Source organism: Pseudomonas sp. F-14 TE3482 (genome assembly GCF_053629455.1).
On sequence record NZ_JBRJII010000001.1, the window covers coordinates 6,282,678 to 6,295,159 of the forward strand.

At 58.7% G+C, this 12,482-nt stretch carries 10 protein-coding genes and 1 tRNA gene; 7 read left to right on the plus strand and 4 right to left on the minus strand.

From position 1 onward, the window contains the following. The first annotated feature begins 122 nt into the window (after positions 1–122). The 7 genes from uca to AB7M26_RS28605 all read left to right on the plus strand — a co-directional run bounded on the left by uca (position 123) and on the right by AB7M26_RS28605 (position 8,890). A complete protein-coding gene (gene uca / locus AB7M26_RS28575; RefSeq protein WP_123499118.1) occupies positions 123–3,764 on the plus strand; it encodes an urea carboxylase in 3,642 nt (1,213 codons plus the stop codon). Positions 3,765–3,779: 15 nt separating this feature from the next. Next, complete coding sequence (atzF, locus tag AB7M26_RS28580) at positions 3,780–5,558, plus strand: allophanate hydrolase (protein WP_123499120.1); 1,779 nt, start codon at positions 3,780–3,782, stop codon at positions 5,556–5,558. A gap of 92 nt (positions 5,559–5,650) precedes the next feature. Continuing rightward, the gene (locus tag AB7M26_RS28585) at positions 5,651–5,869 is read left to right on the plus strand and encodes a cysteine-rich CWC family protein (RefSeq protein ID WP_123499122.1); all 219 of its coding nucleotides are present in this window, start codon (positions 5,651–5,653) and stop codon (positions 5,867–5,869) included. A 45-nt stretch (positions 5,870–5,914) separates the two neighbouring features. Further along, entirely contained in the window at positions 5,915–6,607 is a 693-nt protein-coding gene (locus tag AB7M26_RS28590) for a pseudouridine synthase (RefSeq protein WP_123499124.1), read from the plus strand. Between the two features lie 315 nt (positions 6,608–6,922). Further along, a complete protein-coding gene (locus tag AB7M26_RS28595; RefSeq protein WP_123499126.1) occupies positions 6,923–7,807 on the plus strand; it encodes an alpha/beta fold hydrolase in 885 nt (294 codons plus the stop codon). 180 nt (positions 7,808–7,987) lie between these two features. Then, a tRNA-Gly gene (locus tag AB7M26_RS28600) sits at positions 7,988–8,061 on the plus strand. A gap of 268 nt (positions 8,062–8,329) precedes the next feature. After that, positions 8,330–8,890: a magnesium transporter gene (locus AB7M26_RS28605; RefSeq protein WP_123499128.1), complete on the plus strand. Its 561-nt coding sequence runs from the start codon at positions 8,330–8,332 to the stop codon at positions 8,888–8,890. Positions 8,891–8,921: 31 nt separating this feature from the next. Here AB7M26_RS28605 and AB7M26_RS28610 read toward each other — a convergent pair whose 3' ends face one another. From AB7M26_RS28610 to ctaD, 4 genes are read right to left on the minus strand one after another with little or no spacing between them, the layout of a single operon-like run. Next, positions 8,922–9,239 carry a cytochrome C oxidase subunit IV family protein gene (locus AB7M26_RS28610; protein ID WP_123499130.1) on the minus strand — a complete coding sequence of 106 codons (318 nt, stop codon included), beginning with the start codon at positions 9,237–9,239 and terminating at the stop codon, positions 8,922–8,924. A gap of 13 nt (positions 9,240–9,252) precedes the next feature. Continuing rightward, complete coding sequence (locus AB7M26_RS28615; protein WP_123499132.1) at positions 9,253–9,966, minus strand: heme-copper oxidase subunit III family protein; 714 nt, start codon at positions 9,964–9,966, stop codon at positions 9,253–9,255. Between the two features lie 7 nt (positions 9,967–9,973). Then, positions 9,974–10,663: a cytochrome c oxidase subunit 3 gene (locus tag AB7M26_RS28620; protein ID WP_123499135.1), complete on the minus strand. Its 690-nt coding sequence runs from the start codon at positions 10,661–10,663 to the stop codon at positions 9,974–9,976. Further along, complete coding sequence (ctaD, locus tag AB7M26_RS28625) at positions 10,660–12,435, minus strand: cytochrome c oxidase subunit I (RefSeq protein WP_123499137.1); 1,776 nt, start codon at positions 12,433–12,435, stop codon at positions 10,660–10,662. Before ctaD ends, AB7M26_RS28620 begins: the two co-directional genes overlap by 4 nt. Between the last annotated feature and the right edge of the window lie 47 nt (positions 12,436–12,482).

Below are 12,482 nucleotides of genomic sequence, written 5' to 3' on the forward strand. Positions count from 1 at the left end.
AGCGGTGGTTTCAAATTTAGTAATTCTGCCGCCGAGGACGACCTCGGCGCCTATCGAAAAACTGCGGGACGGCCCGCATCCCAGGTCGAGGCTGATGCTTTATCGCCTCCGGGGGTTATGCCATGTTCGAAAAAGTCCTCATCGCCAACCGCGGCGCCATTGCCTGTCGCATCTTGCGTACCTTGAGTGAATTGCAGGTCAAGGGCGTTGCCGTTTACTCCGAAGCCGATGCCGCCAGCCTGCACATCCTGCAAGCCTTTGAATCCCACAGCCTCGGTGAAGGCGCTGCCGCTGGCACTTATCTGGCGGTCGACAAAATCCTCGCCATCGCTAAATCCAGTGGCGCCACGGCGATTCATCCCGGCTACGGCTTTCTCTCGGAAAACGCTGCATTCGCCCAAGCCTGCGAAGCGGCCGACATCGCCTTCATCGGCCCCACACCGGAGCAACTGCGGGTGTTCGGCCTCAAGCACACCGCCCGCGCACTGGCCAAGCAACACGGCGTGCCAATGCTCGAAGGCACCGAGCTGCTCGATAGCCTCGATGCAGCGTTGATAGCCGGCGAACAGGTCGGCTACCCGGTGATGCTCAAAAGCACCGCCGGCGGGGGCGGCATCGGTATGCGCGTGTGCCGCAGCGCTGCTGAATTGAGCGAATCATTCGAAGCCGTCAAACGCCTTGGTCAGAACAATTTCAGCGACGCCGGCGTGTTCATCGAGAAGTACATCCAGCGCGCCCGGCATCTGGAAGTGCAGGTGTTCGGCGACGGCCAGGGCGAGGTGCTTGCCCTCGGCGTGCGCGACTGCTCGGTGCAGCGGCGCAACCAGAAAGTCCTCGAAGAAACCCCGGCGCCGAACCTGCCCGAGGGCATGGCCGAGGAACTCTGTGCAGCGGCCATCAAACTGGCCAAAGCGGTGAATTACCGCAGCGCGGGCACTGTTGAGTTCGTCTTCGACAGCGATGCCCAGCGTTTCTATTTTCTTGAAGTGAATACCCGTTTGCAGGTGGAGCACGGCGTCACCGAACAAGTGTGGGGCGTGGATCTGGTGCGCTGGATGGTGGAACTGGCAGCCGGTGATTTGCCGCCGCTGCGCGAGTTGAGTCAGGGATTGAAAGCCGACGGTCATGCGATTCAGGCACGACTCTATGCCGAAGATCCTGGCCGGGATTTCCAGCCGAGTCCCGGTCTGCTCACTGCCGTCAATTTCCCGGTTACCGATGGCAAACACCTGCGCATCGACACGTGGGTCGAGGCCGGTTGCGAGATCCCGCCGTACTTCGATCCGATGATCGCCAAGGTCATCAGCTGGGCACCGACTCGCGAAGCAGCGCGCGTCGATCTGCATCAGGCTCTGGGCGACAGCCTGCTGTACGGGGTGGAAACCAACCGTGATTACTTGCGGCAGATTCTGCTCGATACGCCCTTTGCCAGCGGCCAGCCGTGGACCCGTTGCCTGGAAGATCTGGCCTATCAAGCCAACACCCTTGAAGTGCTCAGCGCCGGCACGCAGACCAGCGTTCAGGACTATCCGGGACGCCTCGGTTACTGGGCGGTGGGCGTGCCGCCGTCGGGTCCGATGGACAGCCGGGCACTGCGTCTGGGCAATCGCTTGCTGGGTAACGATGAAGGTGCAGCTGCGCTGGAAATCACCATGAGCGGGCCGCTGCTGCGTTTCAATTGTGAGGCGGTGGTGGCCGTCACGGGTGCGGTGATTGCGTTGATGCTGAACGGTGAAGTAGTGCCGATGAATACTGCACTGTTGATTCCCGCCGGTGCCACTTTGAGCCTCGGCACCATTGGCGGTGCAGGCGCGCGCAGCTATCTGTGCCTGCGCGGCGGCGTGCAAGTGCCAGATTATCTGGGTAGCAAGAGTACCTTCACCCTCGGCCAGTTTGGTGGCCATGCCGGTCGTGCATTGCGTGCTGGGGACGTATTGCATATTCCGGCCTTGAGCGACCACAGCGCCGGGCAACACCTGGCGATCCAGCACGTTACCGAGTTGCCTGCCGTGCGGCAGATTCGGGTGATCTACGGCCCTCACGGTGCCCCGGAATATTTCACCGAAAACTACATCGGCACCTTCTTCGTCACGCAGTGGGAAGTGCACTTCAATTCCAGCCGCACCGGAGTGCGGCTGATCGGGCCGAAGCCTGAGTGGGTGCGGGCCGACGGTGGTGAAGCGGGATTGCATCCGTCGAATATTCATGACAATCCGTACGCCATTGGCGCGGTGGATTTCACGGGGGACATGCCAGTGATTCTGGGGCCGGATGGCCCGAGCTTGGGCGGGTTTGTCTGCCCGGTGACGGTGATCGAGGCGGACCTTTGGCAGCTGGGGCAACTCAAGGCTGGGGACAAGGTTCAGTTCGTCCCGGTCGATCTCAAGACCGCGCGCAATCTCGCCTTGAAATGGGATTCCTGTGGGAGCTGGCTTGCCTGCGATGAGGCCCGACCAGACACCGCATCAACTTCATCGCAGGCAAGCCAGCTCCCACAGGGGGCTGTGTCGCCTGTGGTGTTGGATTTGGGTCAGGGGAATACGCAGCTGGTTGCACGTCTGTCGGGCGACACCCATTTGTTATTGGAAATCGGTGCCCCCGAACTGGACCTGGTCCTGCGCTTCCGAGCCCACGCGCTGATGCAGGCGCTGGAAAGCAAAAACCTGCACGGTGTGATCGACCTGACGCCGGGCATTCGCTCATTGCAGGTGCATTACCAACCGGAGCAACTGCCGCTGGCCGATCTGCTGGGCATTGTCGCCGGTGAATGGGACGCGGTGTGTGCCGCCAAGGACCTGCAGGTGCCCTCGCGCATCGTCCATCTGCCACTGTCCTGGGATGACCCAGCCTGTCAGTTGGCGATCGAGAAATACATGACCACCGTACGCAAGGACGCGCCCTGGTGCCCGAGCAATCTGGAGTTCATCCGCCGCATCAACGACCTGCCGAACCTCGACGAAGTGCAACGCACCGTGTTCGACGCCAGCTATCTGGTGATGGGGCTGGGCGATGTTTACCTCGGCGCACCGGTCGCCACCCCGCTCGATCCTCGGCATCGTCTGGTGACGACCAAGTACAACCCGGCCCGCACCTGGACCGCGGAAAATTCGGTAGGCATCGGCGGCGCCTACATGTGCGTGTACGGCATGGAAGGCCCGGGTGGTTATCAGTTCGTCGGCCGTACGCTGCAGATGTGGAATCGCTATCGCGAAGTCTCCGCGTTCGATGGCAAGCCGTGGCTGCTGCGCTTCTTCGACCAGATCCGGTTCTACCCTGTGAGCGCCGATGAACTGTTGCGCATTCGTCGGGATTTCCCGCTTGGGCGATTTGATCTGAACATCGAACACAGTCAGCTGAATCTGGCGGATTACCAGGCGTTTTTGGCGAAAGAAGCCCAGAGCATCACGGCATTTCGGGATCAGCAAAAAAGCGCGTTCAACGCCGAGCGCGAACGCTGGATCAGCAGCGGCCAGGCGCACTTCGACAGCGAAGAGTTGGCCCATGAAGTGACTGATGATGCACCGTTAGCCGACGGTCAACAGAGCGTCGATAGCCACATCGCCGGCAACCTCTGGCAAGTTCAGGTGCAGGCAGGCAGCCGGGTCGCGGCGGGGGATGTGCTGGTGATTCTGGAGTCGATGAAGATGGAAATCCCGCTGCTCGCGCCCATGGCGGGCGTGGTACGGGAGATTCGCGCGCAACCGGGTTCGGCGGTGCGCGCCGGGCAACGTGTGGTGGTGCTGGAACTCGACTCAAGCCATTAAAAAAGGATTAACGCCATGAACATCAATCTGCAACTCGACGCCCTGCGCAACGCTTACCGTGACGGCAGCACTACGCCTCGGCAACTGCTGTTGAACCTGCGGGAAAAAGCCGCGGCACTGAACCCGGACTATCACCTGTTCATCCATTTGCTCAGTGTCGAGGAACTGGAACCGTACCTCGCCGCACTCGACGGTCGTGACCCAGGCAGCTTGCCACTGTACGGCGTGCCGTTCGCAATCAAGGACAACATCGACCTGGCGGGCATTCCCACCACCGCAGCGTGCCCGGCGTTTGCTTATGTGCCGGAACGCTCGGCAACCATCGTCGAGCAACTGCTGGCGCTGGGTGCGATTCCGTTGGGCAAGACCAATCTCGACCAGTTCGCCACTGGCCTCAATGGCAGCCGCTCGCCGTATGGCGCTTGCCCGAACAGCGTGTTGCCGGAGTATCCGTCGGGCGGCTCCAGCGCCGGATCTTCATTGGCGGTGGCACTCGGCGTGGCGAGTTTTTCCCTGGGCACAGACACGGCAGGTTCCGGTCGCGTACCGGCGGCGTTGAATAATCTGGTCGGTTTGAAAGCCAGCAAAGGGCTGATCTCCACGGCCGGAGTGGTTCCAGCCTGTCGAACGCTCGATTGCGTCACGACCTTCACGGCCACGGCCCGGGAAGCCAGTCAGTTGCTCGCGCTCACCGCTCATCTCGATCCACGGGACGAATACAGCCGCAGTAATCCGCTGTGGAATGATGGTTCGGCCTTCGGCACACCGCGTCCATTGCGTTTCGGCGTACCCCGTGCGCGGGATCTGGCGTTCTTCGGCTGTCCTGAAGGACCGTTGTTGTTCGGCGACGCCATCGACCAGCTCAAAGCCTTGGGCGGCGAAGCGGTCGAGCTGGATTTGTCGCCGTTTCTCGAAGCCGCCCGGTTGCTCTACGAAGGGCCGTGGGTGGCGGAGCGCTACAGCGTGGCCGGCGAGTTGATGGAGCAACATCCTCAAGCCGTGCTGCCGGTGATTCGCGCCGTATTGGCCAAGGCGCCAGCGGTGACTGGCGTGCAAACCTTCCGCGCCCAATACCGTCTGCAGGCTTTGAAAGCGTTGTGCGACAAAGCCCTGGAAGGCCTTGATTGCGTGGTCACGCCAACCATCGGCCGCCCGGTGACACTGGCGGAGCTTGCGGTCGAACCGGTGCTGCGCAACTCGGAACTGGGCTACTACACCAACTTCATGAACCTGCTCGATTACGCCGCCGTCGCCGTGCCCAGCGGATTCATGGGCAATGGTTTGCCATGGGGCGTGACGTTGTTCGGCCGGGCGTTTACCGATCAGTATCTGTTGAGCGTGGCGGATGCCTTGCAACGTCAGCAAGGGTTGACCGCGTCTGCGCCGACGAATATTGCGCGCAATGATCGCGCACGGCTGGTGGTCTGCGGCGCGCACCTGGATGGGCTGGCGCTGAACTGGCAACTCAAGCTGCGTGGAGCCCGTTTGCTCGAAGCCACTCACAGTTCCCCCGACTATCAGCTGTATGCCCTGGCCGGCGGCCCACCCTATCGCCCGGGCATGATCCGAGTGAAGGAAGGTGGCGCGGCGATTGCGGTGGAAGTGTGGGAGTTGCCGAGCAGTGAGTTGGGCTCGTTCCTGACCGCTATTCCGGCACCGCTGGGGTTGGGCAAGGTACAACTGGCGGATGGGCGTTGGGAGAGCGGGTTTATCTGTGAGCCCTATGGCTTGGAGGGGGCGGTGGATATCAGTCATTTGGGCGGGTGGCGTGCGTATCTGAACGATCGGCGTTGATTTCCAGGATCGCCGGCTTGCGCAGGAGTGCTTGCCGGCCGATCATGCGCGGTCTCGGGCCAGGCTAACCGGCCGTAATCGAATGCTCCTTCATGAATAAACCTGACCTCTGCCCAGCCTGCGGCGCCTCCAACGACTGCAGCCTGGCTGACCCGCGAACCGTCGATCGTGCCTGCTGGTGCTACGGCGTCAGCATCGATCCGGCGGTACTTCAGGCGCTGCCCACCGAATTGCGCGACAAGTCCTGCCTGTGCCCGTCCTGCGCCCAGGTCGAGATGCAGTTGCAAGCAGCCGCCGAGCCGATCACGTAAGATGCGCGGCGCTCTCCCACCGAATCCCCCCACCGAACCCTAGCCATGCGCGTTGACCGCTTCCTCAGCAACCTGCCCCGCTTCAACCGTAAGCAGGTACGCCTGTTGCTGGTGGAAAAGCGCGTCAGGGTCGACGGAGAAGTCGTCAGCGATCCCCACGCCGAGGTGCTCGAGTTCAGCCGAGTGGAAGTCGACGACGAGGTGCTGCAAGTTGGCAAGCCGGCCCGCTACTTCATGCTGCACAAACCACCCGGTTGCGTCAGTGCGACCCGCGACCCGCAACACCCGACCGTGCTCGACCTGATCGGCGAACCGGACAAGGAAGACCTGCACATCGCCGGTCGCCTGGACTTCAACACCACCGGCCTGATGCTGATCACCAACGATGGCAGCTGGTCGCGACGCCTGACCCAACCGCAGACCAAACTGCCCAAGGTCTACTACGTCGAGACCGAGCAGGACATCACTGCCGAATACGCGATCACCTTCGCCAAAGGCCTGTATTTCGCCTTCGAAGACCTCACCACACAACCGGCCGAACTGGTCGTACTCGGGCCAAAATCTGCGCGCCTGAGCATCGTCGAGGGCCGCTATCATCAGGTTAAACGGATGTTCGGCCACTTCGATAACAAGGTGTTGCGCCTGCACCGCGAATGCATGGGTCCGCTGGTGCTCGACGACACATTGAAGCCCGGCGAATACCGGCCGTTGAGCAGCGATGAGATCCGAATGATCTAAGCAGGCGACCGCTCAGCAGAAGCCGCTGAAAATTTTACGAAAGATACTTGCGCGATGACGTGACCCCTGCTTGAATCAGGACGTCGGCGCGAAATGTGACCGGCGAGTCACCAAAACTACTCTAAGAAACTTTTTGCCGGCAGAGAACCCTCAGGTTCCGCCTTCCCCCGGCAAACTGCCCGCTTATAACAATACCCGTCGACCAGCGTGCAATGGATCGACATGGGCCTTCAAAATTCCAGGCGTATGCCTACCTGTCACAAAGCTCGTGCAATCTGATTTGCGCGCATACCCGCTTGCCAGGAGTCTTATGTCATGAGGCCAGAAATCGCTGTGCTGGATATACAAGGTCAGTATCGGGTTTACACGGAGTTCTATCGCGCAGACGCCGCAGAGAAGACCATTATTCTGGTCAACGGATCGATGTCCACGACTGCGTCGTTTGCACAGACCGTGAAAAACCTTTACCCAGAGTTCAATGTGGTGTGCTACGACCAGCCCTACGCGGGCAAGTCAAAAGCCCACAACCTGCATGAGAAAATGCTCACCAAGGAAATCGAAGGGCAGATCCTCCTTGAGCTGATCGACCACTTCGCCGCCGAACACGTGCTGTCGTTTTCCTTTGGTGGCGCCGCCACTCTGGTCGCCCTCGCCCAACAGCCACGGCGCATCGAAAAGGCCGTGATCAGCTCGTTCTCGCCGGTGGTCAACGCGCACATGCTCGACTACCTTGAGCGCGGTGTCGATTATCTCGGCAGCCGGGACGGTAACCGGGTCGGTGACCTGGTGAACAGCACCATCGGCAAACACCTGCCCTCGCTGTTCAAGCGCTTCAACTACCGTCACGTCAGTTCGTTGGCCGAACATGAATACGGGCAGATGCATTTTCACATCAGCGACGTGCTCAACAGCGACCGCCAGTGCTACCTGAACGCGGCGAAGAAAATCAACGTGCCGGTGCTGTTCATGAACGGCGAATGGGACGAGTACACCGCCGCCGCCGATGCAAAGCTGTTCGCCGGTCACGTGCAGCACAGCACCTTCAGCACCCTGCAGGCCACCGGCCACTTTCTCGACATGGAGCACAAAGCCGCCTGCCGAGACAGCCGCAACGCACTGCTGGGCTTTCTGAAACCGACGCAACAAGAAAGCCGACCGCGTTACCACTACGTCCAGGACCACCATGCATTGGCAATCTGAAACAGAGTCATCGCGAGCAAGCTCAGCCCTGCAGCGTTAAGCGCATTCCTGCAGGAGCGAGGCTTGCCCGCGAATGACCGCACGCGGTCGATGCTTTCGTTTCACCCGTGCTAAAGCCATCGCGCGCAAAGAAAAACTTCATTTTCACGCGCACATCTGGTACAAAGTCAGCCGCTCTGAGCGGGTGTCGTATAATGGCATTACTCCAGCTTCCCAAGCTGATAACGAGGGTTCGATTCCCTTCACCCGCTCCAATCGAATTTTTGTCTCACGTCAGTTTTTTTGGCGGGGGATGCAGGAACACAAAAAAACCGGCCTCGATGGCCGGTTTTTTTGTGTCTGGGATTTGGCGACCCTCCAGACCTTGACGCTTACCGCTCAGCATGCTAGCGAATGCTATACTTCCTACGAATTGCATCAAGTGTGCAGCGTTCCCCACGCGCACAGACATCGACTGCAAATCTCAGTTAACGGCTGCAGGACAGAGGAGGTCTACAGCCAACACGAGATGGGAGGTGTGGCATGAATCGGCACTATTACATCAGTGACAATCTCGACGATCTCGAGGCCGTTGAAAATGAACTGGAAGCTAACGGCATCAATACCGAACAAATTCATGTGCTCAGTGAACAAGTGGCTGATGTTGAAGAACATCACCTCCACGAGGTTAACTCGCTGATGAAACAGGATGTTGTTCACTCTGGCGAGATTGGTGCGTTGGTCGGCTTTCCACTCGCGGCGCTGGTCCTTGGCGGCGCCTATTGGATGGGCTGGACCGAATCCGCCGCAGGCTGGGTGCCTTTTATCTTCCTGGCCATTGTTATATTTGGCTTCTGCATCTGGGAAGGCGGCTTCTTTGGTATCCAGGTGCCTAATGCTCACTTCCGCAATTTCAAACAGATGGTAGAAGAGGGAAAACATATCTTCTTTGTGGATGTTGAACCGAATCAGGAACCGATATTGGACCAGGTAATCGAACATCATCCAAAGCTGACGATCGCCGGCACGGGAACGGCAGCCCCCCACTGGACAGTGGCCTGGCAGCACAAATGGCATCAGTTCAAGCGAGTGATATCGGGTTAGCCCTGGAGACTCATGGCCATTCGGAAGCTGCTTATTGGCCGAAGGAAATGACCCGGCTGAGGAAAACATAGTCTGCCTCGGTGGCCATCAGTCCGACGAGCACCAGTAAACATAAAGGTGGCAACAGTATGGCGTAGACCATGGCCAACCGTTCCCAGGCCATATGCATGAAGATGGAGACAATCAAACCTGCCTTCAACAACATGAAAGTGATAATCAGGGACCACCGAAGGTAGCCATGGAAGTGGAAATAGTCGACAAGGTACGACAGCGTGCTGAGGACGAATAACAGCCCCCAGATTTTAAGGTACAAACTGATTGGATGTTGCTGACCCTGAGCATGTGCCATCACCCGTGCTCCTCTACCATAAATAGAAGAATGCAAAAATAAACACCCACACCAAATCCACGAAGTGCCAATAGAGCCCGGCTATCTCGACGTTCTGATAGTTTCCGGAGCGCTCATAATCTCCCCGCAATACTTTCATCGCCACAATGCTGAGGTAGATGGCGCCGATTGACACATGCAGCCCGTGGAAACCGGTAATCATGAAAAAGCTGGCACCAAATTGCGCTGCCCCCATGGGGTTCCCCCAGGGACGCACTCCTTCTGCGATGAGCTTGGTCCATTCAAATGCCTGCATGCCGACGAAGGTCACCCCCAAGGCAGCGGTCGCCAGCATCAGGGCAGTGGTTTTCGCGCGATCACGGCGATAGGCGTAGTTAACGGCCATGGCCATGGTGCCGCTGCTACTGATCAGCACGAAGGTCATGATGGCGATCAGAATAAGCGGGATTTCCTTACCGCCAATCGTCAACGCGAACACTTCACTGGGGTTTGGCCAGGCGGTAGTGATGGTCATGCGTACCGACATGTAGCCGGTCAAAAAACAGGTAAAGATAAACGTATCGCTGAGCAGGAATATCCACATCATCGCCTTGCCCCAAGGGACCTGCTTGAAGACCTCTCTATCCGAGGACCAGTCGCTGGCGATGCCCTCCCATCCCGGAGCAGGCGGTGAGTCTGGCGGATTGGATGAACTGGATTCGACTGGGGCAAGTGGGGGCGATGCCATGGCTTTTTCACCTCAGGCCGCAGAATCTGGCGATCGCTTCATAGGTTTGCGGCGTGCTGGCCAGCAAAGCGAATAGCACGAACCAAAGACCCAGTAAGTAATGCCAATAGATGGTACAGAGCTCGACGCTGACGCTGAGTTGCGCCAACGGCACGCGACGCAGGAATTTAGCGACGATTATGCTCCAGGCTATCAGCCCGCCCAGCAGGTGGAGCCCATGCAGGCCGGTCAGCAGGTAGAAGAAACTGTTGGCCGGATTGCTGGCGACAAAGTAGCCCCAGGCGACAAACTGCTGCCAGACCCAGAATTGCCCCACTAGAAAGGCAATGGCAAATACGCCCCCCAATGCAAAGCCAATCACAGTTGCACCCAGTCGAGCCTGTCGGGCCGCCATACGCGACCACTGCAGTGCGACGCAACTGAATACCAGAAAAGCCGAATTCAGCCATAGCTGCCAGAGATTGGCTAACGGCGCCAAGGGGTCTGTCAGTGGGAGCCAGTCGGCCATTTGTGAACGGGCAATAAAGGCGAAAAGGAAGAGAAAGAATAACGAACTCACCACGACCAGAAACAAGCGCAGGCCCACTCTTGCGATTTGGCCTCTATCAGCCTCGGGGGCCTGGAGACGTCCGGGGCCGCGACTCCAACTGCCGCCGGGGTCAGCGCCGTCGGCGTTTCTCAATAGCAGCCTTTTCATGTTTTAACGCCCGCTATCTTGGCTTCGGCACTGAGTTGCCGCATCTGCTCCAGCTCCTCGGCGGAGACCGTTTGCGGAACGAAATCCTGTTCTATCCCCGGCACACTGTAGTCATAGGCCCAGCGATGCACGACCGGCAGCTTCGCTCCCCAGTTACCATGTATCGGCGGGGTGTTCGGTGTTTGCCATTCCAGACTGGCAGCGCCCCAGGGATTACTGCCTGCGGGCTTGCCCTTGAATGCACTCCAGGCCAGGTTGAACAAGAACAGCAACTGGGAAACGCCGACGATCAATGCGATCACTGTAATGAAGGCATTCAACTCTTGCGCCGACTGCGGGATGAACGCGTAGTTTTCATAGGCGTAGTAGCGGCGAGGCATGCCCTGGAAACCGAGGTAGTGCATGGGGAAGAAGATGGCGTAGGTGCCCAGAAAGGTAATCCAGAAATGCAGCTTGCCCAGGGTGTCGTTCAACATGCGCCCGGTGACTTTCGGGAACCAATGATAAATGCCGCCGAACACCACCAATACCGGTGCGACCCCCATGACCATATGAAAATGGGCGACGACGAAATAGGTGTCCGAGAGCGGAATATCCACGATCACATTGCCGAGAAACAACCCGGTCAGACCGCCGACCAGGAAGGTGACGATAAAGGCCAGGGCAAACAGCATCGGCACGGTCAGATGAATGTCGCCGCGCCACAGGGTCAGCACCCAGTTGTAGACTTTCAGTGCGGTCGGCACCGCGATGATCAAGGTGGTGACGGCGAAGAAAAAGCCAAAATACGGGTTCATTCCGCTGACATACATATGGTGCGCCCAGACCACAAAGCTGAGTACGCCAATCGCAATAATGGCCCACACCATCATCCGGTAGCCGAAGATATTTTTCCGCGCATGCGTGCTGATCAAGTCGGAGACCAGACCAAACGCAGGGAGAGCCACGATGTAGACTTCCGGGTGGCCGAAGAACCAGAACAGGTGCTGAAATAATATTGGGCTGCCACCCTGATGATCGATCTGCTGCCCCAGCGAGATCATCGCCGGCATAAAGAAGCTGGTGCCCAACAGCTTGTCAAACAGCATCATGACCGCACTGACGAACAACGCCGGGAAAGCCAGCAAGGCCATGATCGAGGCCATGAAGATTCCCCATACGGAGAGCGGCATGCGAAACAATGTCATGCCGTGCGTGCGCGCCTGCAACACCGTGGTGACGTAGTTCAACCCGCCCATGGTGGCTGCAACAATAAAAATAGCCAGTGAGACGAGCATCAGGACGATGCCCCACTCGACCCCCGGTGTCCCCTGAGAAATGGACTGCGGCGGATAGAGCGTCCAGCCCGAACCGGTGGGGCCGCCAGGAACAAAGAAACTGGAGAGCAACACCACTACCGCTACCAGGTAGAACCAGTAACTCAGCATGTTGACGTAGGGGAAGACCATGTCGCGGGCGCCGACCATCAGCGGGATCAGATAGTTACCGAAGCCACCCAGAAACAAGGCCGTCAGCAAGTAAATGACCATGATCATGCCGTGCATGGTCATCGCCTGATAGTAAGCACTGGCGTCCATGAACTCCAAAGTGCCGGGAAAGCCAAGCTGTATGCGCATCAAGCCAGACAACACCACGGCGATAACGCCCACGAATAAAGCCGTCAAGGAGTATTGAATGGCAATGACCTTGTGGTCCTGACTCCAGATATATTTGGTCAGGAAGCTTTTGGGTTCGTGTAGCGCTTCTGTTTCGGCTTGCTCCGCATAGGCCATCACGTCATCCTCCTGTTCGAAGTTTCGGTGCATTCCTGGCTGCTTTA

Bases quoted from the DNA above. Each gene is read 5' to 3' on its own strand.
- uca (WP_123499118.1), top strand. From the start codon at position 123: ATGTTCGAAAAAGTCCTCATCGCCAACCGCGGCGCCATTGCCTGTCGC.
- atzF (WP_123499120.1), top strand. From the start codon at position 3,780: ATGAACATCAATCTGCAACTCGACGCCCTGCGCAACGCTTACCGTGAC.
- AB7M26_RS28585 (WP_123499122.1), top strand. From the start codon at position 5,651: ATGAATAAACCTGACCTCTGCCCAGCCTGCGGCGCCTCCAACGACTGC.
- AB7M26_RS28590 (WP_123499124.1), top strand. From the start codon at position 5,915: ATGCGCGTTGACCGCTTCCTCAGCAACCTGCCCCGCTTCAACCGTAAG.
- AB7M26_RS28595 (WP_123499126.1), top strand. From the start codon at position 6,923: ATGAGGCCAGAAATCGCTGTGCTGGATATACAAGGTCAGTATCGGGTT.
- AB7M26_RS28605 (WP_123499128.1), top strand. From the start codon at position 8,330: ATGAATCGGCACTATTACATCAGTGACAATCTCGACGATCTCGAGGCC.
- AB7M26_RS28610 (WP_123499130.1), bottom strand. From the start codon at position 9,239: ATGGCACATGCTCAGGGTCAGCAACATCCAATCAGTTTGTACCTTAAA.
- AB7M26_RS28615 (WP_123499132.1), bottom strand. From the start codon at position 9,966: ATGGCATCGCCCCCACTTGCCCCAGTCGAATCCAGTTCATCCAATCCG.
- AB7M26_RS28620 (WP_123499135.1), bottom strand. From the start codon at position 10,663: ATGAAAAGGCTGCTATTGAGAAACGCCGACGGCGCTGACCCCGGCGGC.
- ctaD (WP_123499137.1), bottom strand. From the start codon at position 12,435: ATGGCCTATGCGGAGCAAGCCGAAACAGAAGCGCTACACGAACCCAAA.